The organism is Bradyrhizobium sp. USDA 4501, assembly GCF_054062115.1.
The window spans coordinates 743,265-770,184 of the sequence record NZ_JBSSEX010000001.1 but is presented as its reverse complement, the minus strand read 5'-3'; the positions used below and the strand labels follow the sequence as shown (position 1 = coordinate 770,184).

The 26,920-nt window shown below is 65.0% G+C and carries 16 protein-coding genes and 2 pseudogenes; 9 read left to right on the top strand and 9 right to left on the bottom strand.

The genetic code is table 11. From position 1 onward, the window contains the following. Positions 1–8: 8 nt before the first annotated feature. Positions 9–1,286: a tyrosine-type recombinase/integrase gene (locus tag ACVWZM_RS03635; protein WP_456851885.1), complete on the bottom strand. Its 1,278-nt coding sequence runs from the start codon at positions 1,284–1,286 to the stop codon at positions 9–11. Positions 1,287–1,558: 272 nt separating this feature from the next. Here ACVWZM_RS03635 and ACVWZM_RS03630 point away from each other — a divergent pair, with 272 nt between their 5' ends. Beyond that, positions 1,559–3,013, top strand: coding sequence for a sensor histidine kinase (locus tag ACVWZM_RS03630; protein ID WP_057020254.1), 1,455 nt, complete (start codon positions 1,559–1,561; stop codon positions 3,011–3,013). Next, positions 3,010–5,967, top strand: coding sequence for a bifunctional [glutamine synthetase] adenylyltransferase/[glutamine synthetase]-adenylyl-L-tyrosine phosphorylase (locus ACVWZM_RS03625; protein ID WP_168858116.1), 2,958 nt, complete (start codon positions 3,010–3,012; stop codon positions 5,965–5,967). Before ACVWZM_RS03630 ends, ACVWZM_RS03625 begins: the two co-directional genes overlap by 4 nt. A 156-nt stretch (positions 5,968–6,123) precedes the next feature. Here the strand turns inward: ACVWZM_RS03625 and ACVWZM_RS03620 are convergent, their stop codons facing one another. The 5 genes from ACVWZM_RS03620 to ACVWZM_RS03600 are packed head-to-tail and all read right to left on the bottom strand — an operon-like array spanning position 6,124 to position 12,102. Beyond that, on the bottom strand, positions 6,124–6,345 hold the full coding sequence (locus ACVWZM_RS03620; protein WP_076833312.1) for a formate dehydrogenase subunit delta: 222 nt from the start codon (positions 6,343–6,345) through the stop codon (positions 6,124–6,126). Beyond that, entirely contained in the window at positions 6,329–7,165 is an 837-nt protein-coding gene (gene fdhD / locus ACVWZM_RS03615) for a formate dehydrogenase accessory sulfurtransferase FdhD (RefSeq protein ID WP_141340902.1), read from the bottom strand. The genes ACVWZM_RS03620 and fdhD overlap by 17 nt, the downstream gene beginning before the upstream one ends. Before the next feature lie 2 nt (positions 7,166–7,167). Then, positions 7,168–10,047, bottom strand: coding sequence for a formate dehydrogenase subunit alpha (fdhF, locus tag ACVWZM_RS03610; RefSeq protein WP_168858117.1), 2,880 nt, complete (start codon positions 10,045–10,047; stop codon positions 7,168–7,170). 13 nt (positions 10,048–10,060) lie between these two features. Continuing rightward, a complete protein-coding gene (locus ACVWZM_RS03605; protein ID WP_168858118.1) occupies positions 10,061–11,629 on the bottom strand; it encodes a formate dehydrogenase beta subunit in 1,569 nt (522 codons plus the stop codon). Beyond that, on the bottom strand, positions 11,626–12,102 hold the full coding sequence (locus ACVWZM_RS03600; protein ID WP_168858119.1) for a formate dehydrogenase subunit gamma: 477 nt from the start codon (positions 12,100–12,102) through the stop codon (positions 11,626–11,628). Before ACVWZM_RS03600 ends, ACVWZM_RS03605 begins: the two co-directional genes overlap by 4 nt. A gap of 256 nt (positions 12,103–12,358) precedes the next feature. Here ACVWZM_RS03600 and ACVWZM_RS03595 point away from each other — a divergent pair, with 256 nt between their 5' ends. The 3 genes from ACVWZM_RS03595 to mdoH all read left to right on the top strand — a co-directional run bounded on the left by ACVWZM_RS03595 (position 12,359) and on the right by mdoH (position 17,072). Continuing rightward, positions 12,359–13,255 (top strand): LysR family transcriptional regulator, encoded by an 897-nt coding sequence (locus tag ACVWZM_RS03595; protein ID WP_018270739.1) that lies wholly within the window; start codon positions 12,359–12,361, stop codon positions 13,253–13,255. A 242-nt stretch (positions 13,256–13,497) separates the two neighbouring features. After that, positions 13,498–14,964, top strand: coding sequence for a glucan biosynthesis protein G (locus tag ACVWZM_RS03590; RefSeq protein WP_233475695.1), 1,467 nt, complete (start codon positions 13,498–13,500; stop codon positions 14,962–14,964). Next, positions 14,952–17,072, top strand: a complete 2,121-nt coding sequence (gene mdoH / locus ACVWZM_RS03585) for a glucans biosynthesis glucosyltransferase MdoH (protein ID WP_168858121.1) — start codon at positions 14,952–14,954, stop codon at positions 17,070–17,072. The genes ACVWZM_RS03590 and mdoH overlap by 13 nt, the downstream gene beginning before the upstream one ends. A gap of 9 nt (positions 17,073–17,081) precedes the next feature. Here the strand turns inward: mdoH and ACVWZM_RS03580 are convergent. The 3 genes and pseudogenes from ACVWZM_RS03580 to ACVWZM_RS03570 all read right to left on the bottom strand — a co-directional run bounded on the left by ACVWZM_RS03580 (position 17,082) and on the right by ACVWZM_RS03570 (position 22,466). Continuing rightward, a pseudogene (locus tag ACVWZM_RS03580) lies at positions 17,082–19,404 on the bottom strand (ATP-binding protein). A 193-nt stretch (positions 19,405–19,597) separates the two neighbouring features. Then, positions 19,598–20,987 (bottom strand): annotated as a pseudogene (locus ACVWZM_RS03575) (cation diffusion facilitator family transporter). 393 nt (positions 20,988–21,380) lie between these two features. Then, entirely contained in the window at positions 21,381–22,466 is a 1,086-nt protein-coding gene (locus tag ACVWZM_RS03570; RefSeq protein WP_456851881.1) for an IS4 family transposase, read from the bottom strand. Positions 22,467–22,892: 426 nt separating this feature from the next. On the opposite strand from ACVWZM_RS03570, the gene ACVWZM_RS03565 reads away from it, so the two are divergent. The 4 genes from ACVWZM_RS03565 to ACVWZM_RS03550 all read left to right on the top strand — a co-directional run bounded on the left by ACVWZM_RS03565 (position 22,893) and on the right by ACVWZM_RS03550 (position 26,885). Beyond that, positions 22,893–23,489, top strand: coding sequence for a TetR/AcrR family transcriptional regulator (locus tag ACVWZM_RS03565; RefSeq protein ID WP_168858138.1), 597 nt, complete (start codon positions 22,893–22,895; stop codon positions 23,487–23,489). A 92-nt stretch (positions 23,490–23,581) separates the two neighbouring features. Continuing rightward, positions 23,582–24,433, top strand: coding sequence for an EamA family transporter (locus tag ACVWZM_RS03560; protein ID WP_253587335.1), 852 nt, complete (start codon positions 23,582–23,584; stop codon positions 24,431–24,433). A gap of 431 nt (positions 24,434–24,864) precedes the next feature. Further along, a complete protein-coding gene (locus ACVWZM_RS03555) occupies positions 24,865–25,122 on the top strand; it encodes a hypothetical protein (protein ID WP_456851878.1) in 258 nt (85 codons plus the stop codon). Positions 25,123–25,211: 89 nt separating this feature from the next. After that, a complete protein-coding gene (locus tag ACVWZM_RS03550) occupies positions 25,212–26,885 on the top strand; it encodes an alkyl/aryl-sulfatase (RefSeq protein ID WP_456856614.1) in 1,674 nt (557 codons plus the stop codon). Positions 26,886–26,920 lie beyond the last annotated feature (35 nt).

Sequence of the window (26,920 nt, the reverse complement as noted above, 5' to 3'; positions counted from 1 at the left end):
ATTTCTGCTTAGACCCCAAAAGCCGACACCAGACGCAACTTGGCTTTGGGCTTGGTGCCGGACTTGGGCTTGAGGGGCTTGATGTAGTTGGCCCAGGCATCCATGACTTCCCGGCGACGGTCCAGCATTTCGGAAGTCCAATAGGACAGCTCGGCCTCGTCGCCGACGCGATGCGACATGCAGAACTCCAGAACCTCGCGTCGGAAATTGTGCTCCCTGCTGTCCGCGCCCCAGTTGCGAAAGGTGGTGCGCAGGCCGTGCATCGTCGCCTTGAAGCCGCAGCGCTTGATGCAGTTGGTGAGGGCGTTCGGCAAAAACGCCGCGTGCTCGGTGACCTGCTTGGCGTCGGAGGGAAACACATATTTGCCGACGCGGGGCTGAGCGGTGATGATGGCAATGGCCTGATCGCTGAGCGGGACTAGATGAGGCTTGCCGTCGGCCGCCTCGCCCTTGATCTTCATTTTCCAGCCCGGGATGAGCCACGTCTTTTTGACGAAGTCCAGCTCGTCCCACTCCATCCAGCGGACTTCCTGGCTGCGGGTGCAGGTGAGCATGCCGACCTCGACGCAGCGGCCGACGTTGCCGGTCTCGTAGCGCAATTGGCGGATGAGGTCGGGAGCCTTGGCATAGGGCACCGAGGCGTGGCCCTTCTTCTTGTTGAGCTTGCGGGCCGAGGGCAACACGAACTTGAGGTTACCGCGCCATGCCGCCGGGTTTTCGCCGGTGCGCAATTTCTCCACCTTGGCGGCGTCGAGCAGCTTCTCGATCCGCTCGCGGGTGCGGTTGGCGCTGATCGGCTTTTCCCACCAGATGGGCTTCAGCGCCTCGATGAGGTGGGTGCTGTCGATCTCGCTCGGCTTGAGGTCATGCAGGCTTGGCACATCGCGGATGGATCGCGCCCAGGCCTTCTCTTCGTCCTTGTGCTTGCCGACGCACCAGCCGGGATAGGTTTTATCGGCGTACTGCTTGAACGTGATGCCGTCGGTGGTTGCGAGCCGCTTCGTGTAGCGCGGATCGATGCCCTGGCGGCGGAGGTCGGTCATATAGGCCGCCACCTTCTCGCGGGCGGTGGACAGGGTGAGCACATCGCCCGCCGCGCTGTCGCGGTCGCCGAACTTGGCGAAGTCCATGCCCGCCCGCTTGCCCTGGGGATCGGTGAAGCGGAACTGCCAGATGCGGTTGAGCTGCTTACCCCCGGCAGTGGGGCGGACGCAGAGGTAAAGGCCGCCCTTGTCGGCGTAGGTGCCGGGTTGCAGGGTTTTAATTTGGTTTGGATTGAGGGCCATACTAGGGTTCCTGGGGTTTACCGGATGCCGTCACGGACCCCTGGCCCGGAACGGTGGCGGGGCGAAATCCCGCCCTAAAATGAGTTTCATGCCGACACGGATGCTTTTCAATTGTCCATGCGCCGTTTTACCGATTTTTTACGTTCGGCGGGTGGCGTGCGGTGGTTGTGGGTGAGAGGCGATGACAGAAAATGCCGGTTTTTATAGGGGTTCTGGAGAGGTTGTGATGGCGTATGATACCACATACAACCTAGAATTTGGATATATGATCCGTGACGGCATTCGGTAAACTGATCCGGACCACGGCGTTTCGGCTGACGCTGGTCTACCTGTTCCTGTTCGCGCTGTTCGCCGCCTCGCTGCTGGCTTACTTCGCCTGGAACACGCGGCGGCTGATCACCGAGCAGATCACGACGACGGTCAACGTCGAGATCAGCGAGATCACCGACATCTACAACCGCCGCGGCCTGCGCGGCCTGCTGGGCACCATGGGCAATCGTGCGCTGCGGCCGGGTGCCAACCTCTATCTGGTGACGGCGCCGAACGGGCAGATGCTCGCCGGCAATGTCGGCGCGCTGGCACCGGGCGTGATGAGCGTGCAGGGCTGGACCGAGACCGCCTATCGCCGGCTCGACGACCAGGACAAGACCGATCACCGCGCGCTCGTGAAGGTCACCGAGATGGAGAACGGCTTCCGCCTGCTGGTCGGGCGCGACCTCGAGGAGCGGCGGCGGCTGTTCGGCATCGTCGCCAAGGCCGCGCAATGGTCGATCCTCGTCGTCGTCGTGCTCGGCATTGGCGGCGGCATCTTCGTCGCCCGCCGCGTGCTGCACCGGATCGACGCCATGACCGGCACTACCAAGCGCATCATGGCGGGCGATCTGTCCGGCCGGCTGCCGGTCGGCCGCAGCGGCGACGAGCTCGATCGCCTGGCGGAAAATCTCAATGCCATGCTCGAGCGCATCGAGGCGCTGATGACGGGGCTGAAGGAGGTCTCCGACAACATCGCCCATGACCTCAAGACGCCGCTGACGCGGCTGCGCAACCGCGCCGAGGAGGCGCTGGCGCGGTCGGGCTGCGAGGCCGACTATCGCGCGGCGCTGGAGCGGACCATCGAGGAATCCGACGGGCTGATCCGCACCTTCAACGCCCTGTTGATGATTGCGCGTGCCGAGTCCGGCCAGGCGCGCGGCAACATGGACGATTTCGACGGCGCCGATGTCGCCAACGGCATCCACGAGCTGTACGAGCCGCTGGCCGAGGACGACGGCATGACGCTGCAGGTGAAGACCGTGCCGGCGCCGATTCACGGCAACCGCGAATTGATCAGCCAGGCCGTCGCCAACCTGGTCGAGAATGCCATCAAATACGGCAAGCCCGACGTCAGCGTGCAGCCGCTCAATGCGGATGCGCGGGAGATCCTGATCGAGGCGCGGCGCGAGGGCGACCAGGTCCTGCTCAGCGTCACCGACCACGGTCCGGGCATTCCCGAGGCCGACCGCAAGCACGCGGTCGAGCGCTTCGTCCGGCTCGAGGCGAGCCGGACCTTACCCGGTTCCGGTCTCGGCCTCAGCCTGGCCTCGGCGGTCGCCACGCTTCATGGCGGCGAGCTCAGGCTCGGCGATGCCCATCCGGGGCTGGTCGCCACCCTGGTGCTGCCCGCGCGGGCGGGCGGCAGTGACAGGCTTGCGGCTCAAACGCAGGATGTGCCACAGAAGGCGGCATGAATGCCGCCGCGCCGGGAAACGCGGATCGACATCGTCTGGCCGCGCGGTTCGCGGACGGACCGCGTGTCGCCGCGCCCACATCCGCCGATCAGCGCCTGACCGACTGGTTCGCCGAGCTCGAGCCGGCGCAATTGGCCGCGCTCAATGCGCTGCTTGAACATCCGTTCGCACGCGACATCCTGCGCGGCATCGCCGAGTTCTCGCCCTATTTGTTCGAGCTCGCGCGTGCCGACGCCGCGCGGCTGATCCGGATCCTGTCATGCGACCCGGAGTCGCATCTGGCCAACCTGATCGAGACGACGTCGCGCGAGGTGCTCGCCGCCGGCAGCGAGGCCGACGTGATGGTTCTGCTTCGCCGCATGAAGGCGGAGGCCGCGCTGATGATCGCGCTGTGCGACATCGGCGGCGTCTGGCCGGTGATGCGGGTGACGGCGGCGCTGACCGACATCGCGGTGAATTCGGTGCAATCGGCGCTGCGATATCTGTTCCGGCAGGAAGTGGCCCGCGGCCGGATGACCGCGGCCGATCCCGATCACCCCGAAGCAGGTTCGGGCCTGATCGTGCTCGCGATGGGCAAGATGGGGGCCGGCGAGCTGAACTATTCCAGCGACATCGACCTGATCGTGTTCTTCGATCGCGCGGCCACCTCGCTCGCCGAGGACATTGAGCCGCAGCCGTTCTTCGTGCGCGTCACCCAGGCGATGGCGCGGATGCTACAGCAGCGCTCGGGCGACGGCTATGTGTTCCGGGTCGATCTCAGGCTGCGTCCGGACCCGGCCTCGACCCAGGTCGCGATCTCGACCGACGCGGCGTTGCATTATTACGAACGCGAGGGACGCACCTGGGAGCGTGCTGCGATGATCAAGGCGCGGCCCTGCGCCGGCGATCCCAAGGCCGGCGAGGCGCTGATCGCCGAGCTCGCGCCCTTTGTCTGGCGCAAGCATCTGGATTTTGCCGCGCTTGCCGATGTCCACGACATGAAGCGGCAGATGCAGACCTATCGCGGCCAGAGCGAGATCTCGGTCGAGGGCCATAACGTCAAGGTCGGCCGCGGCGGCATCCGCGAGATCGAGTTCTTCGCCCAGACCCAGCAGCTGATCGCTGGCGGCCGCCATCCGGAGTTGCGGGTGCGGCCGACGCTGGAGGCGCTCAACGTGCTCGCCAACAGCAACTGGATCACCTTTGAAGCGCGCGACGAATTGACGACGGCCTATGAATTCCTGCGCCGGGTCGAGCACCGGCTGCAGATGATCGCCGACGAGCAGACCCATTCGCTGCCCGAAGCGCCTGAGGATGTCGAGCGCTTTGCGCATTTCTTCGGCTACGAAAATCGCGAGGCCTTCGCCAGAGACCTGCTCGGCCAGCTCAAGATCGTGCAGAACCACTATGGCAAGCTGTTCGAGGGCGACGATCCGACCGGCACCGCAAAGCTGCCGGATATCGACTACGGCGCCGGACCTGAGGACGCCCGCCTGATCGAACATCTCGCCAATCTCGGCTTCAAGAAGCCCATTGCGGTTGCCGGCACCGTGCAGCAATGGATCGAGGGCGACTATCGCGCGCTGCGCGTCGAGGCGACGCGCGCCGCGTTCCTGGAATTCATTCCCGGCCTGATCGACGGCCTCGCGCATGCCGAGGAGCCGGACGATGCGGTGGCGGCGTTCGACCGTTTCCTCGGCGCGCTGCAGCGGGGCGGCCGGCTGATCTCGCTGCTCAGCCAGAACCGCGACTTCGTCGCGCTGGTGGCGCTGATCCTCGGCGCGGCACCGCGGCTCGGCGACATGCTGGCGCGGCAGCCGCAGATCATGGACGGCCTGGTCGATCCGCGCTTCTTCGGCGCAATGCCGGACAAGAAGGAACTGTCGGAGCGGCTCGCCGCCACGCTGCAGGATGCCTCGTCCTACGAGGATTTTCTCGATCGTCTGAGATTGTTCGGCCAGGAGAGCCTGTTCCTGATCGGCACGCGGATCCTGTCCGGCACGGTATCGGCGCAGCACGCCAGCACCGCCTTTGCCGATGTGGCCGAGGGGATCGTCCACACCGTGCACGGCCTCGTCACCGATCAGTTCGCCGCGCAATATGGCCGGATCAAGGGGCAGGAGACCGCGATCGTCGCGATGGGCCGGCTCGGCAGCCGCGAGATGACGGCGTCCTCCGACCTCGATCTGATCCTGCTGTACGATTTCGACAGCGAGGCGCCGGACTCCGACGGCGAGCGCTCGCTACATGGCGCGCAGTATTTTGCCCGCTTCACCCAGCGCCTGATCAGCGCCTTCACGACCCGAACCAATTACGGCGTGCTCTATGAGGTCGACATGCGGCTGCGCCCGTCGGGGCGCGCCGGCCCGGTCGCCTCGCGGATCGATTCATTCTCCGACTACCAGGAGCGCGAGGCCTGGACCTGGGAGCACATGGCGCTGACGCGCGCCCGCGTGATCTCGTCGTCGCCGGAATTCCGCGAGAAGATCGAAGCGATCATCCGCAGCGTGCTGACCCGGCCGCGCGATGCGGCGTCGACCGCGGCCGACGTTGCCGACATGCGGCGCGCGATCGCGCTGGAGAAGGGCGAGGACGACGTCTGGGATCTCAAGCTCGCCGCCGGCGGGCTCGTCGACATCGATTTCATCGCGCAATATCTCCAGCTCGCGCATGCCGCGGTGAAGCCGGAAATCCTCAGCGTCTCGACGCTGCAGGTGCTCGACAATGCCGCCAAGCTCGGCCTGCTCGGCCAGTCCGAGGCGGAGATCCTGCGCTCGGCGGCGCGGCTCTATCATGACCTGACGCAGATCCTGCGGCTCTGCGTCACCGGCAAGTTCAATCCGGAGACCGCGGGCGAAGACCTGCTGCGCGTAATGGCGCGGGCCGGGGACACGCCGGACTTCTCCGCGCTGGAAGCCCGCCTGCGCGAGACCCAAAGCGAGGTGCGCCGCGTCTTCAACACGATCGTGGGGTAGGGGCGGTAGCGCCTACAATCACCGCTCGATCCACGTCATTGCGAGCGAAGCGAAGCAGTTCCGCAAGCGGAGAGGTGGATTGCTTCGTCGCTATCGCTCCTCGCAATGACGGCGGTGCGGAGCGCTCACAGCCTCTAGGAATGATAGTCCAGAAAGCTACGCCTGCTGCTTCAGCTTCTGCAAGGCATCGCGGACGTCGGGATCGAGGCCGGTGCCGCCGGCGTCGAGATGGGCGAAGATCTGCTTGCGCATCCGCGGATCCCAGAACTTCCAGATGTGCTCGGAAATGCCCTGCACGGCACGCTCGCGCCCCTGGCTCTGGAAGAATTTTCCGATCTGGTTCGCCATATAGACCAGTTTGTCAGGCGACGACGACATAAGCGGGCTCCTTGCCGGCCATCGCGCCTGTGACGCGTTCCGGATGCGTAAAGATTTCAAATCCATCGGCGCGAGCGATCGCGGCGAGCGTGATGCCGGCGGCATCCGCCATCCGCACCGCAAGCGCGGTCGGCGCCGACACTGCGGCGATCAGCGGCGCGCCGATCGCGGCGGTCTTCTGCACCATTTCGACCGAAACGCGGCTGGTGAGCAGCACCATGCCTTCGCCGGCCATGACCTTGTCGCGGGCCAGCGCGCCGGCGAGCTTGTCGAGCGCATTGTGGCGGCCGACATCCTCGCGCAGCGCCACGATGCCGCGCGCGCCCGTCCAGAACGCCGCGGCGTGCACGGCGCGGGTCTGGTGGTTGATCTCCTGCAGCGGCGCCACCGCCGCCATCGCCGCCATGATCTCGCGCGGCGAGAAGGCGCGGCCGGCGCGTACCACCGCGGCCGGCCGGACTGCCTCGCTGATGGAATCGAGCCCGCACAGGCCGCAGCCGGTCGGTCCGGCGATGTTGCGCCGTCGCTCGGCGATCCGCTCGGCCCTGTCAGGCCTGAGCCACATCCGAAGCTCGATGCCGTCATCGAGCTCGACGATGTCGAGGGTCTCGATCTCGTCGGCCGCTTGCACGATGCCTTCGCTCAGGCTGAAGCCCACGGCGAAATCGCCGAGGTCCTCGGGCGAGCCCATCATCACGGCGTAGGTGCCGCCATTATAGGTCAGCGCGAGCGGCGTCTCCTCCGGGATCAGGCGCGCGCCGTCGCTGAAGACGCCGTTGCGCCAGACCTTCCGGTTCGCCTGATAGACGGGCTCGCGCATCGCTATTCCGCGGCTTCCACCACCGGCGCGGCGATGCGGCGGGAGTGGCGAGCCTGCTCGTCATAGGCCTTCTGCCAGTCGGACGGACCGTTCGACGGCGAGATCTGCACTGCGGTGACCTTGTACTCGGGACAGTTGGTGGCCCAGTCCGAGAAATCAGTCGTGATGACGTTGGCCTGGGTGTCAGGGTGGTGGAACGTGGTGTAGACAACGCCCGGCGCCACGCGGTCGGTGATCTCGGCGCGCAGCGTGGTCTCGCCGGCGCGGCTCGCCAGCCGCACCCAGTCGCCGTCGCGCACGCCGCGCTGCTCGGCGTCGTGCGGATGGATCTCCAGCCGGTCCTCGGCGTGCCACACCACGTTCTCGGTGCGGCGGGTCTGCGCGCCGACATTGTACTGGCTGAGGATGCGGCCGGTGGTGAGCAGCAGCGGGTAGCGCGGGCCGGTGCGTTCGTCGGTCGCGATATATTCGGTGAGGATGAACTTGCCCTTGCCGCGCACGAAGCCGCCGATATGCATCACCGGGGTGCCTTCCGGCGCCTTTTCGTTGCAGGGCCACTGCACCGAGCCGAGCTCGTCGAGCCTGGCATAGGAGACGCCCGCGAAGGTCGGCGTCAGCGCGGCGATCTCGTCCATGATCTCGGATGGATGGGTGTAGTTCATCTCAAAGCCCATCGCCTTGCCGAGCATGATCGTCACTTCCCAGTCGGCGTAGCCGTTGAGCGGCGTCATCACCTTGCGGACGCGCTGGATGCGGCGTTCGGCATTGGTGAAGGTGCCGTCCTTCTCGAGGAAGGTCGAGCCGGGCAGGAAGACATGGGCGTAGTTCGCGGTCTCGTTCAGGAAGAGATCGTGGACGATGACGCATTCCATCGCCGACAGCGCCGCCACCACGTGCTTGGTGTTCGGATCGGACTGCAGGATGTCCTCGCCCTGCACGTAAAGCCCCATGAAGCTGCCCTCGATGGCGGCGTCGAACATGTTCGGGATGCGCAGGCCCGGCTCGTTGTTGAGCTTGACGTTCCACATCGCCTCGAACTGCTCGCGCACCGCATCGCCGGCGATGTGGCGGTAGCCCGGCAGCTCGTGCGGGAACGAGCCCATGTCGCAGGAGCCCTGCACGTTGTTCTGGCCGCGCAGCGGATTCACGCCGACGCCGGGCCGGCCGATATTGCCGGTCGCCATCGCGAGGTTGGCGATCGCGATCACCGTGGTCGAGCCCTGGCTGTGCTCGGTGACGCCGAGCCCGTAATAGATCGCGCCGTTGCCGCCGGTGGCATAGATTCGGGCCGCCTCGCGCAGCGCCTTCGGATCGACGCCGGTCATGATCGCGGTGGCTTCCGGGCTGTGCTTGGAATCGGCGACGAAAGCCGCCCAATCCTGGAACTCGCTCCAGTCGCAGCGCTCGCGCACGAAGGTCTCATCGACGAGCCCTTCGGTGACGATGACATGGGCGAGCGCGGTGAGCACGGCGACGTTGGTGCCGGGCATCAGCGGCAGATGCAGCGCCTTCACGTGCGGCGATTCCACCATCTCGGTGCGGCGCGGATCGATCACGATCAGCCTGGCGCCCTGGCGCAGCCGCTTCTTCAGCCGCGAGGCGAACACCGGATGGGCGGAAGCCGGATTGGCGCCGATGATCAGCACGACGTCGGTGTCCTCCACCGAGTCGAAATCCTGCGTGCCGGCCGAAGTCCCGAAGGTTTGCGACAGGCCGTAGCCGGTCGGCGAATGGCAGACGCGGGCGCAGGTGTCGACATTGTTGTTGCCGAAGCCGGCGCGGATCAGCTTCTGCACCAGATAGGTTTCTTCATTGGTGCAGCGTGACGAGGTGATGCCGCCGACCGCGTCGCGGCCGTATTTCTGCTGGATGCCCTTGAACTTCGCGGCGGCGAAATTCAGCGCATCGTCCCACGACACTTCCTGCCAGGGATCCTCGGTCCGCTCGCGGATCATCGGCTTCAGGATGCGCTCCTTGTGGGTGGTGTAACCCCAGGCGAAGCGGCCCTTGACGCAGGAATGGCCGCGATTGGCCTTGCCGTCCTTCCACGGCACCATGCGTACCACTTCCTCGCCGCGCATCTCGGCCTTGAAGGCGCAGCCGACGCCGCAATAGGCGCAGGTGGTGATGACCGAGTGTTCGGGCTGGCCGATCTCGATCACGGATTTCTCGGTCAGCGTCGCGGTCGGGCAGGCCTGCACGCAGGCGCCGCAGGACACGCATTCCGAGCCGAGGAAGCTTTCGTTCATGCCGGGCGAGACGCGGCTGTCGAAGCCGCGGCCGGAGATCGTCAGCGCGAAGGTGCCTTGCACTTCCTCGCAGGCGCGGACGCAGCGCGAGCAGACGATGCACTTCGAGGGGTCGTAGGTGAAGTACGGATTGGACTCGTCCTTCGGCATCCAGTTGTCGTTTTCGCAGCCGTGCGATTTGGCGAAGACGTGGTTCTCACCTTCATAGCCGTAACGCACGTCGCGCAGGCCGACCGCGCCCGCCATGTCCTGCAATTCGCAGTCGCCGTTCGCGGCGCAGGTCAGGCAGTCCAGCGGGTGGTCGGAGATGTAGAGCTCCATCACGCCCTTGCGCAGCTTCTTCAGCCGCTCGCTCTGGGTGTGCACGACGAGGCCGGGCATAACCGGCGTCGTGCAGGAGGCCGGCGTGCCGGCGCGGCCCTCGATCTCGACGAGGCAGAGCCGGCAGGAGCCGAAGGCGTCGACCATGTCGGTCGCGCAGAGCTTTGGAATCTGGGTGCCGGCTTCCATCGCCGCGCGCATGATCGAGGTGCCCTCGGGCACCGTGATCTGATTGCCGTCGATGGTCAGCGTGACCATCGTCTCGGATTTGGATTTGGGCGTGCCGAAATCGGTTTCCTGGATCAGCGACATCGTGATTTCCTTGCTATTCCGCGGCCTGCAGGTGGGCCGGTGCGGGACCTAGATCTCCGCCGAAATCTTCCCGGAAGTGTTTCAGTGCGCTCATCACGGGGTAGGGCGTGAAGCCGCCGAGTGCGCACAGCGAGCCGAATTTCATGGTGTTGCAGAGGTCTTCGACAACGGCGAGGTTTTCCGCCACGCGCTCGCCATTGATGATCTTGTTGATGGTCTCGACGCCGCGGGTCGAGCCGATCCGGCACGGCGTGCACTTGCCGCAGGATTCGACCGCGCAGAATTCCATCGCAAAGCGGGCCTGCTTCGCCATGTCGACGCTGTCGTCGAACACCACGATCCCGCCATGGCCGATCAGGCCGTCGCGCGCGGCGAACGCTTCATAGTCGAACGGCGTGTCGAACAGCGCGCGCGGGAAGTAGGCCCCGAGCGGGCCGCCGACTTGAACCGCGCGCACCTCGCGCCCGGTGAAGGTGCCGCCGCCGATCTCGTCGACGAGTTCGCCGAGCGTGACGCCGAAGGCGGTCTCGAACAGCCCGCCATATCTGATGTTGCCGGCGAGCTGGATCGGCATCGTGCCGCGCGAGCGGCCCATGCCGAAATCGGCGTAGGCCTTGGCGCCGTTGTCGAGGATGAAGGGAATCGCCGCGAACGACAGCACGTTGTTGATCACGCTCGGGCGGCCGAACAGGCCCTTATGCGCCGGCAGCGGCGGCTTGGCCCGCACGATGCCGCGGCGGCCCTCGAGGCTTTCCAGCAACGAGGTCTCTTCGCCGCAGACATAGGCGCCGGCGCCGACACGCACCTCGAGATCGAACTCATGGGTGGAGCCGCCGATGCGCTTGCCGAGCAAGCCGGCGCGGCGGGCGGCCACGATCGCCGCGTTCATCGCGTCGACCGCGTGCGGATATTCCGAGCGGATGTAGATGTAGCCCTTGGTGGCGCCTACCGTGATACCTGCGATCGTCATGCCCTCGATCACGACGAAGGGGTCGCCTTCCATGATCATGCGGTCGGCGAAGGTGCCGCTGTCGCCTTCGTCGGCGTTGCAGACGATGTATTTGCGGTCAGCGCTGGCCTGCGCCACGGTCTTCCACTTGATGCCGGTGGGGAAGCCGGCGCCGCCGCGGCCGCGCAGACCGGACGTCGTGACGTCGGCGAGGATCTGGTCGGAGGTCAGCGTCAGCGCCCGCTCCAGGCCCTTGTAGCCGCCATGGGCGCGGTAATCGTCGACCGAGCGCGGATCGATCACGCCGCAGCGGGCGAAGGTCAGCCGGGTCTGGCGCTTCAGCCAGGGAATCTCGTCCGTGACCCCAAGCCGCAGCGCGTGCTGACCGTTGCCGGCCATCGCGTCGAGCAGGGGTGGAACGTCCGCCGGCGTCGCCGGGCCGAATCCGACGCGGCCCTGGGCGGTCGCGAGTTCGACCAGCGGCTCCAGCCAGTACAGCCCGCGCGAACCGGTCCTGACGATCTCGATCGGCATGCCGCGCGCTGCTGCGGCCTGCTCGAAGGCGAGGGCGACGTCGTCGGCGCCGACGGCGACCGCGCCGGCGTCGCGGGGAATGAAGATCCGCATTGTCATCGCTGTGCCTCCGCGACCAGCGCGTCGATCCGCCCTTCGTCGAGCCGGCCGACCACGCGGCCATCCAGCATCGCCGAGGGCGCGGTGGCGCACAGCCCGAGGCAGTAGATCGGCTCCAGCGTCACGCGGTCATCCGCCGTGGTATTGCCGAGAGCAACGCCGAGCTTGGCTTCCGCGCGCGCAGCGAGCGCATCGCCGCCGGCGGCCTGGCAGGCCTCGGCGCGGCACAGCTTGAGGACGTGGCGGCCCGCAGGTTGCTTCCGGAAATCATGGTAGAAGGTGAAGACGCCGTGCACCTCGGCGCGCGACAAATTGAGCGCCTCCGCGACCATCGGGATCGCCGGCTCGGGCACATAGCCGAAGGCTTCCTGCAGCGCGTGCAGGATCACCAGCGTGGCGCCTTCGAGCCCGGCGTGCTCGGCGATGATTTCAGCGCCGCGCGCCTTGTCCCAAGGTTCGTATCCCACCGTCATCAGCGCTTCTCACGATCAGTTTTTTGCTTCGCACATGAGAGTTGGAATCCTTCGAAACATCAATAAAGCTGTCTCATGCGGCGATTGCGAAACGCGATTAATAGCGTCGCCGAATGGATCGATGCGGGATCGTAATAATGTTCTGGAATCACGCACTTCCGGGGCGCTTTGGATTTCGGGATCGTACCCCGATCGTGCTACCTATGGACGTGTTGGGCTGCCGCTTGGGGCGCCGTTTTCCGAAGGGATTTGAACCTTGATCGACAAGCTGGAACTTCTGCTGGCGCTGGCCAAGGAACGGCACTTTGGCCGGGCTGCGGAGGCGTGCGGCGTCACCCAGCCGACGATGTCGACCAGTCTCAAGCAGCTCGAGGAAATCCTCGGCGTCATGCTGGTGCAGCGCGGATCCCGCTTCCAGGGCTTCACGCCCGAAGGGGAGCGGACGTTGGACTGGGCGCGGCGCATCGTCGGCGATGCGCGCGCGATGAAGCAGGAGATCAACAGCCTCAAGGACAAGCTGTCGGGCGAGATCCGGATCGCGGCGATCCCGACCGCGCTCGGCATGGTGGCCTCGCTGACCACGCCGTTCCGGGCGCGCCATCCCGACGTGCGGTTCCGCATCCAGTCGTGCACGTCGGCCGATGTGCTCGGCCTGCTCGAGAATCTCGAGGTCGATGCCGGGCTGACCTATATCGAGAACGAGCCGATCGGCAAGGTCCGCACCATCCCGCTCTATAACGAGAGCTATCGCTTGCTGACGGCGCCGGATGCGATGTTCGGCGACCGCAAGCAGGTGACGTGGAAGGAAGTCGGCACCGTGCCGCTCTGTCTGCTCACGCCCGACATGCAGAACCGCCGCATCATCGATCGCGCGCTGACCTCGGTCGGCGCGGAGGCGACGCCGACGCTGACGTCGAACTCACTGCTCGTGCTCTACACCCACGTGAAGACCGGCCGCTGGGCCAGCGTGATGCCGGCCAAGCTCGCCGAGACGCTCGGCCTTGCGGATGCGGTGCGCAGCATTCCGATCGTCGATCCGGTCGTGGACTACAGCATCGGCCTCGTGATCCCGCAGCGCGATCCGATGACGCCGCTGATCGCAGCCTTGGTGCAGGTCGCACGCGAGGTCGCGCCGACGCTCGAGAGCGCGTAGCTCTCGGCATTCCTTCGTAGCCTTTCCGCCACGGTTCCGGCACAGCAGCAACCGACCACGCGTTGTGTGGTTGCGTTGAAGCAAGTCCTGGTGTTCAGCCGGCGGACAATCTTCGCTTGCTCGCAGCAAAGATGGAACTCAGCGCCGGCTCGGCGGTTGCATTGCGGCGTCCCGGTCAGCGAGCAGGAGCTGCTTTGAATCGTCGCCAGTTACTCCACGGATCGGCCGTATTGCCGACACTCATGTTCTTGCCACAGCGCCAGGCCGCCGCCGCAGCGAGCGCGACGGACGCACCCTTCAACCCAGGCATGGTCAGGGAGCTTGCGCGCAATCTCGCCGGCAAGTCGTTCGAGGCGCCGGACGAGAAATTGCCGAACGGCCTGACGGACCTCAACTACGACCAGTACCGCTCGATCCGCTTCACGTCCGAGCGCGCGCTGTGGCGCGGCGCGAAGCTGCCGTTCGAAGCGCAGTTCTTCCACCGCGGTTTCTTCTACAAGAACAAGGTCAAGATCTTCGAGGTCGCCGACGGCAAGGTCAGCGAAGTCAAGTACAGCAAGGACATGTTTTCGTTCGGCGAGACCGTGCCTGACTTCACCGAGACCGACCTCGGCTTTGCCGGATTTCGCATCCACGCGCCGATCAACAAGCCGAATTACTATGACGAGGTCTGCGTCTTCCTCGGCGCGAGCTATTTCCGCGCGGTCGCCAAGGACGAGACCTACGGCCTGTCGGCGCGCGGCCTGTCGATCGATACCGGCGAAGCCAAGGGCGAGGAGTTTCCGTTCTTCAAGGCGTTCTGGCTCGAGCGTCCCGTGCCCAACGCGACCTCGCTGGTCATTCACGCCTTGCTCGACAGCAAGAGCTGCGCGGCAAGCTACCGCTTCACGATCAGGCCTGGAGCGACCACGGTGTTCGATGTCGAGGCATCGCTCTATCCGCGTGCCGATCTCGAGCACGTGGGCCTTGCGCCGATGACGAGCATGTTCTTCTTCGGGCCCAACGATCGCAACGAGGTCGACGACTTCAGGCCGTCGGTGCACGATTCGGACGGGCTTGCGATCTACAACGGCAAGGGCGAGAGCCTGTGGCGCCCGCTGAGCAATCCGCGCGACCTCCAGATCAGCACGTTCCAGGACGTCAATCCGCATGGCTTCGGTCTGATGCAGCGCGAGAAGAATTTCTTCGCCTATCAGGACATCGAATCGCGCTTCGAGAAGCGTCCGAGCTTGTGGGTCGAGCCGATCGGCGACTGGGGCGAGGGCGCGGTCATCCTGTTCGAGATCCCGACCAAGGAAGAGATCCACGACAACATCGCCGCGTTCTGGCGGCCGAAGGCGCCGCTCAAGGCCAAGAGCGAGACCAATTTCACCTATCGCCTGCATTGGGGGCCGGATGCGCCGAAGCCGCATTCGCTCGCGCGCTTCACGCGCAGCGGCATCGGCGCGCATGGCGAGAACAGCAAGCTGTTCGTGCTCGACCTGTTCGGTGACAATCTGAAGGGGATCGATCCCGGCAGCGTCAAGGGCGTCGTGGCGGCCGAGAAGTCCGAGATCACGAATGTCGTCACGCAGCCAAATCCGAATACCGGCGGATGGCGGCTCAGCTTCCAATGCGCCGTCAAGAAGGACCCGGTCGAGCTGCGTGCGCATCTGGCGCAGGATGACAAGCCGCTCTCCGAGATCTGGGTCTATCGATGGGCGCCATAGTCACGTCGCCTCAGTCCGACGTCGCCGCGGCGGCCGACGGCTTCCTGCCACAAGAGAGCCCGCTTGCGATGTCGGCGGCCGATCTCGGCCGGCCGCCGCATGCGGTGAGCACGCCGGTGTCGGTCGGCGCGGGCATGTTGATGCGCCGCGCGTTCGTCCTGATGCTGACGGCGGCGCTGACCGGTGCCGGCGCCTACGAGATTTACATGGTGGTCCAGGTCGGCGGCGTGACGATCATGGAAGGCATGGTGCTGGTGCTGTTCGTCGCGCTGCTCGCCTGGATCGCGTTTTCGTTCGCTTCGGCGCTCGCCGGCTTCTTCGCTCTGCTTCGCCGCAACGGCAACGCCTTGCCGATCCGCGACGACGGTCCCTTGCCGCAGCTCGCGAGCCGGACCGCGGTCCTGCTCCCGACCTACAACGAGAATCCGCATCAATTGATGGCGCGCCTGCGCGCCATCTACGAGTCCGTCGAGGGGACCGGGCAGGGCGACAGCTTCGACTGGTTCGTGCTCAGCGACACCCGCGATCCCGATATCTGGATCGCCGAAGAGAGGGCGTTTCTCGAACTGTGCGAGGCCTGCGGCGCGCAACGGCTGTTCTACCGGCATCGCGCCGACAATACGGCGCGGAAGTCCGGCAATGTCGGCGAGTGGATCACGCGGTTCGGCGGCGCCTATCGGTTTATGATCGTGCTCGACGCCGACAGCCTGATGTCGGGCGACACCATGGTGCGGATGGCGCACGCCATGGAGACCAATCCGCAGGCGGCGCTGCTGCAGACGCTGCCGGTCATCGTCAACGCGCGCAGCCTGTTCAGCCGCCTGCAGCAGTTTGCCGGCCGGCTCTACGGGCCGATGGTCGCCGCCGGTGTCGCGTGGTGGCACGGCTCCGAGGGCAATTACTGGGGGCACAATGCCATCATTAGGATCGAGGCATTTGCGGAGCAGGCGGGGCTGCCCGAGCTCTCCGGACGCAAGCCGTTCGGCGGACATATCCTGAGCCACGACTTTGTCGAGGCGGCGCTGATGCGGCGCGCCGGCTGGGGCATCTACATGGCGCCGATGCTCGGCGGCAGCTTCGAAGAGGTGCCGCCGTCGCTATTGGATTTTGCCGCGCGCGACCGCCGCTGGTGCCAGGGCAATCTGCAGCATCTCGCCGTGCTGAGGACGCGCCGGTTGCATTGGATCTCGCGGCTGCATTTCATGACCGGGATCGGCTCCTACATCACCGCGCCACTCTGGCTGTCGTTCTTGCTGCTCGGAATCCTGATCTCGTTGCAGGCGCGCTTCATTCGGCCCGAATATTTTCCGAAGGGTTTTTCGCTGTTCCCGAACTGGCCGGCGCAGGACCCGGTGCTCGCCGCCTGGGTATTTGGCCTCACCATGGCGCTGCTGATCGTGCCGAAGCTGCTCGGCTTCATCCTGTTGCTGACGCGCTCGGATACGCGCCGGCAATTCGGCGGCGGGTTCCGGGCGCTGACGGGCGTGCTCGCCGAGGTGCTGATCTCGGCGATGATCGCGCCGGTCATGATGGTGTTCCAGTCGATCGCCGTCGTCGAGATCCTGCTCGGCCGGGACGCCGGCTGGCAGACGCAGCGGCGCGACGACGGCGCGGTCGAGCGGCGGGAGTTGTATCGGAAGTATGGCGTTCCCACCGCCTGCGGTGTCGCGATGGCGATAAGCGCCTGGGCGGTGTCGCTGCCGCTGTTGCTGTGGATGTCGCCGGTGATCGTTGGCCTGCTGTTTGCGATTCCGATCGGCGCCTGGACCGCCCGGCCGGCGATGCACGCGCTGTTCGTGACGCCGGAGGAAGCTAAGCCGCCACGCGTGCTGGTTCGCGCCAATGAGCTGGCGGCGTCGCCGGCACACGCATCGGCCCCTGCGCTCGCGACGTTGCGGCAGGATTCCGGGCTGTTGCAGCGCCATCTCTCGTCGCTGCCGCCGGCGCGGCGCGGCGGTCCGGGCGAGATCGATCTTCATCTCGCGGTGGCGCGTGCGCGGATCGAGGCAAGCGACAGCTTCGACCAGGCGGTCCGCCATCTCACGCCTCGCGAGACGTTGGCCGTGCTCGGTGATTCCGCGCTGCTGGAAGGGGTGCTTGCGAAGTAGTGGGGGGCGTCAGGCCGCTTCCGGCAGCTTCGTCTGGAGGGACCGCGGATCGCGCGGCAGCGTGACGCGGACGACGGTGCCGACGCCGAGCTTGGAGCGCAGCCGCATCGAGCCGCCGTGCAGATTGGTGAGCGAGCGCGCGATCGCAAGTCCGAGACCGGAGCCCTGGTAGCTCTTGGTGAGCTGGCTCTCGACCTGCTCGAACGGCTTGCCGAGCCGGCGCAGCGATTCCGGCGCGATGCCGATGCCGCTGTCGGCGATCAGGAGCACGATCGAGTCATCCAGCATCTGGCCGCGCACCAGCACGCGGCCGTGGTCGGGCGTGAATTTCACTGCATTGGAGAGCAGGTTGACGATGATCTGCTTGACCGCGCGGCGGTCGGCGACGACCGAGATCGTGCTTTCGATATCCGACTCCAGCGACAGTCCCTTGTGCTCGGCGCGGCCAGAGACCACGCGCAGCGACTCCGCGAGGATGCCGGAGAGATCGAGCGGCTCCATGTCGAACTTCATGCGGCCGGCCTCGATCTTCGACATGTCGAGGATGTCGTTGATGACCTCGAGCAGGTATTTCCCCGACGTCAGGATGTCGTGGCAGTACTCCGCGTATTTGTCCGAGCCGAGCGTGCCGAACAGGCCGCTGCCCATGATCTCGGAGAAGCCGATGATGGCGTTGAGCGGGGTGCGCAGCTCATGGCTCATATTGGCGAGGAATTTCGACTTCGCGGCGTTGGCGTCCTCGGCGCGGGTTTTTTCCTGCGAGTATTTTTCGGCGAGGTCGGCGAGCTCGACGGCCTGCCGTTCCAGCTCGGTTTGCGAGCGCTGCAGGTCGATCACGGTGGCGCGCAGGCGCAGGTCGTTGTCGACCAGCTTCTGCTCGTGCGCCTTGATGCGGGTGATGTCGGTGCCGACGGAGACGTAGCCGCCGTCCTTGGTGCGGCGCTCGCTGATGTGCAGCCAGCTGCCGTCGTCAAGCTGGGCCTCGAAGGTGCGGGCGCCGGGCGCCGGGACGCCGCTCTCGTGCAGGCGGGTGCGCACTTCCGGCATGCTGCCGACCTCGATCACGGTCTCGTAGGAGGTGCCGGGGCTGACGGCGGAATCGGGCAGCTTGTGCAGCCGCTGGAAGTGCGAGTTGCAGAGCACGAGGCGGTCGTCGGCATCCCAGAGCACGAAAGCCTCGGGAATGGTCTCGATCGCGTCGCGCAGCCTGAGATCGGCTTCCACAGACTTCTCGGCGAGGCTTTTCTGCTCGGTGATGTCGACCGCGATGCCGATCAGATGCAGGCCGCCGTCGGCGGCAGCATGGCTGAGCTCGCAGCGCACCCGCAGCCAGATCCAGTGGCCGCCGACATGGCGCATGCGGAAGCTCTGGTCGATGTGATCGATCTTGCCCGAGATCAGCTGGTCGGCGATGTCGAACAGGTTGATGTCGTCGGAATTCACCAGCGCGTTGACCTCGCCGAAGGTGAGGAGGTCGTTGCGGGTGTCGAGGCCGAGCAGGGTGAACATCGACTGCGACCAGAAGATCCGGCCGCGCGACAGGTCCCAGTCCCACAATCCGCAGCGGCCGCGGTTGAGCGCGGTGTCGATCCGGCCGCGCACGGCGTCGTTGGATCAGGTCGCCCTCGCGGGCGCGGGTCGATTGCCAGTGGAATGCGAAGCCGAGGATCAGCACGACGAAGCTCGTGGTCGCCGACAGCGTCACCGAGAGTGCCGCGTCCGATCCCCAGATCGGCTCGTTCATCTCCTGGATGACGACGACCTGGCCGGGCAGCGACTTGACGAGCTGCGAGATCGCCAGCGCGCCGGTGCCGCCGGGCAGCGTCATGTCGCTGACCGTGCCCTGCTGGCCGGGCGCGACGAGCAGTTGCGCCGTGGAGACGATGTCGAGGATGCGGTCGTTCTCGCCGGCGCCGTCGACCGGCACGCGCGCCAGCACGCGGTGATCGGCGCTGGTGATGATGACGTGGCGGCCGTAGGCGATGCCCCAGGACGGGATCAGGTCCGGCAGCAGTTCCTGCATCCGCTCGATGTTGGCGAGCCGGTCGCGCCGCACCGAGGTCAGGCGATCGAGACGTTCGGCGAGGATGTCGGACAGTGCAGCAAGGTCGCGCTTCATCGCGCCGCGCTTCTGCCGGTTCTGGTCGATCACCTGGACGAAGGCGCCGAGGCAGATCGTGATGAGGAAGGCGATGATGAGCGTAGGGACAGCGCGGCGCAGTGCAGGCTCGGCCGTCAGGAGCCTGTGATAGGCCGGTTTCGCGATCGACTGCGCCAATCCCTTGATCGAATCGGATTGGACGCACGCGTTCGCTGCATGCGCGCGCGCCATGCCTGAGACCCCCGCTCTAAGCTGATTTTTTACCCGGTTCGGATGCTCCCCACGATGCATCCGAATCATGATCATTTGAATCCAGATTTCCGGGACTGTCGAGAGTCAACGATTCGTTAATGCGAAAAAATTCTTGTCCCGGGAAGAATCATGCGGCGCAAAGCGAGTCCGAAACGGGAACGGCTCCGTAAAATTACGCGCGCGTCGGCTCTGCGTGACTGATCACACGCTTCACGGTGGGGAACGCACGACGCAGTTTGCGTTCGATCTCGTCGACGCTTTCGTGCACCTTGATCACACTCATCGAAGGCTGCGCGCGGCAATGGAAGTTGACGACCTCGCCGGCGTCGGTGTTGCGGACCCGCACATTGTGGATGTCATGGATCGCGCCGCCATCGGCAAAGCCGGTCAGCGCCGCCTTGATGGCTTCGACGCGGTCCGGCGCGGCGTCGGTTCCCCACGGCAGTTCCGGCTCGAGCGGCTCGATATGGGTGTCGACCTCGACGTCCTCGCCGAAATCCTCGCGGATCGCGCGCTCGAGCCCGTGGGCGATGTCGTGCGCCGCGTCGAGCGCCATGTCGCTGTCGACCTCGAGGTCGATGCCGACGATCAGCTTGCCGCCGATGTCGTGCACCGTGACGTGGTGGATGGCGAGGCCGGAATTGCGCGCGATCACCATGATGCGCTCGCGCACGCTCTCATTGTCGCGCGCCACCGGCACCGCGGTGAAGGTGAGGTCGGCGTCGCCGAACGTCTTGGTCAGCGCCGCCTGCGCCCGGCGGCTTGATGTCCTCGACGCGGTCGATCGGGTAGGTGCGCGGCACCTTGGCGATGGCATCGATGAAATGCGTCGCGCCGACCATGCGGACGCGCAACCGGTCGACATCGACCACCCCCGGCACGGCCTTGATGGCGGCGGTGGCCTTCTCCAGCGCGCCTTCGGGCGCGCGGTCGAGCAGGGTCTCGACCGTCTCCCGCGCCATGCGCAGGCCGAGCAGGGCGATCATCACCGCGACCGCGATCGCCGCTGCGGCATCGCCCCACCAGAAGCCGAAGCCGGCGAGCACCAGGCCGACGATGACGGCGGTCGAGCCCATCACGTCGGAGGCGAAATGCAGCGCATCGGCGGCCAGCGCCTGGCTCTTGGTGTCGCGCGCGGCGCGGTGCAGCGCGCGGGCCCGCCACAGATTGACGCCGATATCGATGACCAGAACGACAAAGGGAATGGCCGAGATCGACGGCGGCGGCGCGCCTTCGCGCAGATGGCTGTAGGCCTGGACCAGGATGCCGCCGGCCAGCACATAGAGCAGGGCGATGATGCCGAGCGCCGAGACGCTCTCGAACTTGCCGTGTCCGTAATGATGCTCGGCGTCGGCCGGCTGGTCCGACACCCGCACCACCGCCCAGGTGATGATGGTGGCGACCAGGTCGATCGACGAGTGCAGCGCCTCCGAGATCAGCGCCAGCGATCCGATCGCGATGCCGACCACGAACTTCGCCACCGCCATGCTGCCGCTGGCGAGGATCGAGATCGCGGCGACCGATGTCTTGGTGGAGGGTGCGCTGGTGCTGGAAGAGCTCATGGGCGGCGGTTTAGCAGGGAGTTGGTGAACATCAAGTGTCGTTGATGAAACGCAATCGCCACTCAGTTGCAATTGCAGGATTTTGCCAAAATCGCGCGGTCGTCCCGGCGGAAGCCAGAATCCACAACCACAGGGTTGTGTGGTTGAAGTGAGCTGTGGCAACCGCATCGCGTCATGACTCGCATTCGGGGTAATGGGTCCTGGCTTCCGCCCATAGGCGCTAAGATAGTTTGATCATAGTCTGATAGTGGCGCTTATGTCTGGGTGGCTCGCGTAGATGTCGCCGGAGAGCGTGACTGGCTCTGCAGAGTAGAGCGATTGCGGGCTGTGGAATGATCGCTTGCCGTAGCGAAGCGACGAGCTGGCGCAGCAGACGCCACGTCACTGGGTGGGTCAGGCGGCGTCGGGCAAGCGGGGAGAGTCTTCGAGTTCGTCGACGAGCGGCTCGAGCAATAGAATGATCAGCAGATGAGCGAGGATATGGGGTCTGGCGGACCGCTCGTCGGTTCCGGGAGGTCCCTTCAGGCCAATCAGGCTTTTCAGCCGCTTGAAGCCGAGCTCAATGCGCCATCGCAGCCGATAGAGGGCGAGGATATCTGCAGTCGTGAAGTCCTCTGGCCTGAGTGAGGTCACCAGGATCACCCAATCTGCGGCGTCAAGTGTTTGCCTGGAGAGCTGATGACCTCCCTTTTGTGCAGTCCGGCGCGCCTTGCGTCGCGCAGCCGCAGCAGCTTGCGCCGGCTTCTTCGCGGCAACCAGACGCACTGCGAGCGGCGGCGCACCTGACTTGCGCTTTATCCAAATCGGCCGATCGATCAGGCCACGCGCCGAGGCGTTGCGCAGTTCGGCAGTGAGGTCAACAAGATTACCTTCGGCATCGAGCCAGCGCGCGCTCTTCCAGCCGGCCCGGATCACGAAGTCTGCATCGGCATCGACGAGATGCGCCATGCGCTCCGGTTGCAGATAGGCGCGATCGGCAAGACGGATCTCACCGGCAACCGCCGGTATCCGATCCAGCGTCTCGCCCGCTCGCTGATCGGTCAGCTCGAAGTGACCAAAGCGCTCCTGCGGAAGATCGAACGCGCTATGGATACGCCACACTGCGTTCTTGTTCCTGCCGCTCGTCCCAGCCTTGGGGACCGTCGTGGCGTCAACAATACGGATCAGACGACCGCGGCTCGCCTTCGGCGCCGCGTCGGCAAGCGCCTGCTCGACCAAGATTGCCAGCCAATCTCCGCACTGACGTAAGCGATACAACAGAGCCACGTTGGAGATATCGACAAGCCCAACCGACGTGGCCCATGCCGCCGTCAACCGCAGCCCTTTCTCACCAAGGCAATAAGCCAAGATCAGGCGCAGCAAGTCGACCGCATTGCTGATCTCCCGCGGACGGACAAACGCCTTCGTCTTGCGCGCGCTAATGTTCAGAGCCTCGGCTCCGCCAAGTCGGGCGACAACGCGCGCCCAATCTTTGTTCACAAGCGATTCGTGTGCCATTCCATCTTGGAATCACAAACGAATCCAAGGCGCAAATCCTATTTTAGCGCCTATGGGCTTCCGCCAGGACGACGCTGGATGTGTTGCGCGACGTGTCAACCGAACGTCTGCGTTCTCGCGGCGCGTTTCGCCCGAGCTTTGCAAAATCGTTTCGCCACGACACAAGAGGGAGCAGGGAATGCCGGGTGCGCGCTGCACCGCCCGTCGTGTCGAATGGGTAACTCATGCCGCCATCTCGACGCGTAACGTAGGATGGGTAGAGCGCAGCGAAACCCATCATCTCGGCGTGCGGATGCAATCGATGGGTTTCGCTTCGCTCTACCCATCCTACGAGCTAATGATCCAAAGCGGCCCTTGCCATTTAAGGACCGATTGGTCTATATATCGGCAATGAGCCGCCAAACCACCATGCAGGCGCCCCGTGGCCGCCCGCGAAGTTTCGACGTGGACGCCGCCATCGAACGCGCGATGAATGTGTTCTGGTCGCGCGGCTATCACGCCACGGCACTCCCGGACCTGCTGCGTGCGACAAAACTCTCGCGCGGCAGCCTTTACGCCGCGTTCGGCGACAAGCATTCGCTGTTCCTGCGCGCACTCGATCGCTACATTGCCGATGCCCTGACCCGGATGGATGACGAACTCGATCCCCGCAGAGATCCGGTCGATGGCCTGCGGGCCTACCTTGCCGGTTACGTTGAGCGCACGTGCGGTGCCAATGGCCGGCGTGGCTGCCTGTTGGTGGCGACGGCGATGGAGCTGGCCGGCCAGGATGCCGAGGTTGGTCGTCGCTTCGCGAGCTTCTTCAAAACCATGGAGACCAGGGTGGCGGACGCATTTTCCCGTGCGGAGATCGCGGGCAGATTGGCCGATGGCGTCGAGCCTTCGAGTGCCGCCCGAATCCTGATCTGTTTCCTTTGGGGGCTGCGCGTGGTCGCAAAGACGGCTCCGGCACGTACCACGTCGCAGGCCACCGCTGACGCGCTGCTCGATCGCTTCATCAAATAAGCAACTGTTGGAATGACCCTTGATGTCCTCTGGACGTCTGCGCGATCGGTACGCCCATATATGGACCGATCGGTCTTGAAAGGAAGGATGCGATGTCTGCCATCCAGATCATTTGCGCGGTGGCCGTTCCCTTGCTCTGGGGTTATCAGTTCGTGGTCATAAAGGTCGGCGTCACCGAGTTTCCGCCGCTGTTCTTCCTCGGACTGCGTTTCCTGGCCATCGCGCTGCTGCTTGTTCCGTTCGTCAGAAGGCCGACACGCCAACAACTCGGCCCTGTCGCAGCTATTTCGGTTTTCCTCGGCGGACTGAACTTCGGGCTGTTCTATGTCGGCCTTGGGCTCGGCTCGGGGAGCATGTCGGCCGTCGCCTATCAACTCGCCCCGCCCTTCACCGTGCTGCTCGCCTGGCCGCTGCTCGCGGAGCGGCCGTCGCTCGTCACATCCGCCGGCGTGGTACTGGCGTTCGTCGGCGTGGTGGTGCTGGCAGCGGGGCCGGGGCTGTCGGCAAACGCGCTTCCGCTGTTGCTCGTGGTTGCCGCTGCCTTCGCATTCGCGGTGTCCACCGTCCTGACGAAACGCTACGGCCCGTTTGATCCCCTGATGCTGATGGGGTGGTCGTCGCTGCTCACGGTGCCGCAGGTGATGTTGATGTCGCTGTTGCTGGAATACGGACAGCTGGCGAGCCTTGGCACTGCGGATCAACGGGGCTGGCTGGCGCTCGCCTACACCGTCTTCATCGGCGGCATTGTCGGGTTCGGCCTGTGGTTCTGGCTGATCGCCCGCTGCTCCATGGCCCGCGTCGCGCCGTTCGGACTGCTGCTTCCGGTGTTCGCGCTGATCTCGAGCGTGCTGTTCCTTGGCGACAGCGTGACGCCGAAGCTGATTGTCGGCGGACTGCTCGCGATCTCCGGAGTCGCCATCACACAAGTCAGACCGGGTGCGTAGGCGGACCAGTCGTAGCGCTCGCAGGGACCGAATTCGGCCGTGGTCGATGGTTCCGCTTCCACAACAGGGAACCGCCTTCGGGCGGTCTTCCGTTTGCTGTAAAATGCGAACGGTTCGCCATCGCCAGGACGTGAGCACGTGCGGCAAATCAACGCCCTCCCGGCAGGGCTGTTGCGCTGTGCCTCACCTTCAAATCCGGCAATCGCGGCATGCACGGCTGCCCGGCGCGTGATTTCCCGCGCTAGACACCTTTTTCGGCGGCTCGGCTCGCGGCGTTGGTGTGCAGTTGGTGCCAGCCATGCGGACAGATGCTGCAGCGTATGGTCTGACCCGCAACTACGGGGGAACGATTCCCCTCTGGAAGTGTTTGGCGGCGATGCTCTCGGTGCTCAGGGAGTGGACCAATATCCAATGCAGAAGGGAGAGGCCACATGAGGAGCGTTTTCGCGAAGGCGTCAATCCTCGGGGTTGTCAGTGCGGGGCTGATCGGTACGGCTGCGGCACAGACTCAAGATTTGCGCAAGGGCGCGGCCGATGCGACCAAGCAGGCAAATTCGGTCTTGCTGAAACAGCTGCCGTTTAACGACACCTCCGATTTCGACGCCGCGAACAAAGGCTTCATGGCCGTGCTGCCTTCCGAGGCAATCAAGGGAAGCACGGGCAACGCGATCTGGAACCCGCAGCAGTAGGCTTCATCAGCGACGCGACAGCCCCCGATACGGTCAACCCAAGCCTGTGGCGACAATCCCGGCTGATCAACATCTCCGGCTTGTTCGAGGTGACCGACGGCATCTATCAGGTCCGCAATCAGGACCTGTCGAACATGACGATCATCGAGGGCAGCGAGGGCATTACAATCGTCGATCCGCTCGTGTCGGCAGAGACGGCAAAGGTGGCGCTCGACCTGTACCGCTCGAAGCGCGGAAACAAACCCGTCAAGGCCGTGATCTACACCCACAGCCACGTCGATCACTATGGTGGTGTGCGGGGCGTCACCAGCGAGGACGACGTCCAGTCCGGCAAGGTCAAGATCTACGCGCCGGATGGATTCCTGGAGGCTGCGGTCGCCGAGAACGTCATGGCCGGCACCGCGATGAGCCGGCGCGCCAGCTACATGTACGGCAACCTGCTCAAGGCGGATCCGAAAGGTCAGGTCGGCGCGGGTCTCGGCACCACGACCTCGGCGGGCACGGTCACGCTCATCGCGCCGACCAACATCATCAAGGAAACCGGACAGAAAGAGAAGATCGACGGCTTGACCTACGAATTTCTGATGGCGCCCGGTTCGGAAGCGCCGTCGGAGATGATGTGGTTCATCGAGGAAAAGAAGGCGATGGAATCCGCCGAGGACGCGACCCACACGCTGCACAATACATATTCGCTTCGCGGCGCCAAAATTCGCGAGCCGCTCCCCTGGTCGAAGTACCTCAACCAGGCGCTGGTGATGTGGGGCGACAAGGTCGACGTGGTGTTTGCGCAGCATCACTGGCCGACATGGGGCAATGACAAGGTGGTCTCACTTCTGGAGAGCCAGCGCGACCTTTACCGCTTCATCAACGACCAGACCTTGCGCATGGTCAACCACGGCATGACGATGCGCGAGATCGCCGACGGATTCAAAATGCCTGACAGCCTCGCCAACGTCTGGGCAAACCGTGGTTACTACGGCTCGATCTATCATGACGTGGCCGCCACCTATGTTCTTTATCTTGGCTGGTTCGACGGCAACCCGGCCACCCTGCACGAACTGCCGCCGGTCGAGGCGAGCAAGAAGTACGTCGAGTTCATGGGCGGCAGCGACGAGGTTCTGAAGAAGGCCAAGGCTTCCTACGACAAGGGCGAATATCGCTGGGTGGCTCAAGCCGTCCACCACGTCGTGTTCGCCGATCCCGACAATCAGGCCGCCAAGAATCTCGAAGCCGACGCGCTCGAGCAGCTCGGCTATCAGGCCGAGTCCGGACCGTGGCGCAACTTCTACCTGACCGGCGCCCAGGAGCTGCGCAACGGTGTCGCCAAGCTGCCGACGCCGAACACCGCGAGCCCCGATACGGTGCGCGCGATGTCCGCGGATTTGTTCTTCGACTATCTCGGGGTTCGCCTCAACGCGGAGAAGGCCGGCAACGCACATGCGAAGCTCAACTTCGAGTTCGGCAAGGACGGCAACTACTTCGTCGAACTGAAGAACGGAGTGCTGAACCACACGGCGAACATGAAGTCCAACAATGCCGATGCGACCGTCGCGTTGTCGCGGGATACGCTGAACAGCATCATCCTGCAGCAAACCAGGTTTGATGATGCCATCTCGGCCGGCGCGGTGAAGGTCAGCGGAGACCAGACCAAGCTGCGCGATCTCGTGTCGTATCTCGACACGTTCGACTTCTGGTTCAATATCGTGACGCCGAACCAGACGGCTCAATCCGCCACGACGGGGCGAGGGGGAACGTCGCGATAATCATAACGTTAATCATACGGTCAAGCGGCGCGGAG

Excerpts from the sequence above, each read along its gene's own strand:
- ACVWZM_RS03635 (WP_456851885.1), bottom strand. The coding sequence starts at position 1,286 with ATGGCCCTCAATCCAAACCAAATTAAAACCCTGCAACCCGGCACCTAC.
- ACVWZM_RS03625 (WP_168858116.1), top strand. The coding sequence starts at position 3,010 with ATGAATGCCGCCGCGCCGGGAAACGCGGATCGACATCGTCTGGCCGCG.
- ACVWZM_RS03620 (WP_076833312.1), bottom strand. The coding sequence starts at position 6,345 with ATGTCGTCGTCGCCTGACAAACTGGTCTATATGGCGAACCAGATCGGA.
- fdhD (WP_141340902.1), bottom strand. The coding sequence starts at position 7,165 with ATGCGCGAGCCCGTCTATCAGGCGAACCGGAAGGTCTGGCGCAACGGC.
- fdhF (WP_168858117.1), bottom strand. The coding sequence starts at position 10,047 with ATGTCGCTGATCCAGGAAACCGATTTCGGCACGCCCAAATCCAAATCC.
- ACVWZM_RS03605 (WP_168858118.1), bottom strand. The coding sequence starts at position 11,629 with ATGACAATGCGGATCTTCATTCCCCGCGACGCCGGCGCGGTCGCCGTC.
- ACVWZM_RS03600 (WP_168858119.1), bottom strand. The coding sequence starts at position 12,102 with ATGACGGTGGGATACGAACCTTGGGACAAGGCGCGCGGCGCTGAAATC.
- ACVWZM_RS03590 (WP_233475695.1), top strand. The coding sequence starts at position 13,498 with ATGTTCTTGCCACAGCGCCAGGCCGCCGCCGCAGCGAGCGCGACGGAC.
- mdoH (WP_168858121.1), top strand. The coding sequence starts at position 14,952 with ATGGGCGCCATAGTCACGTCGCCTCAGTCCGACGTCGCCGCGGCGGCC.
- ACVWZM_RS03565 (WP_168858138.1), top strand. The coding sequence starts at position 22,893 with ATGCAGGCGCCCCGTGGCCGCCCGCGAAGTTTCGACGTGGACGCCGCC.
- ACVWZM_RS03560 (WP_253587335.1), top strand. The coding sequence starts at position 23,582 with ATGTCTGCCATCCAGATCATTTGCGCGGTGGCCGTTCCCTTGCTCTGG.
- ACVWZM_RS03555 (WP_456851878.1), top strand. The coding sequence starts at position 24,865 with ATGAGGAGCGTTTTCGCGAAGGCGTCAATCCTCGGGGTTGTCAGTGCG.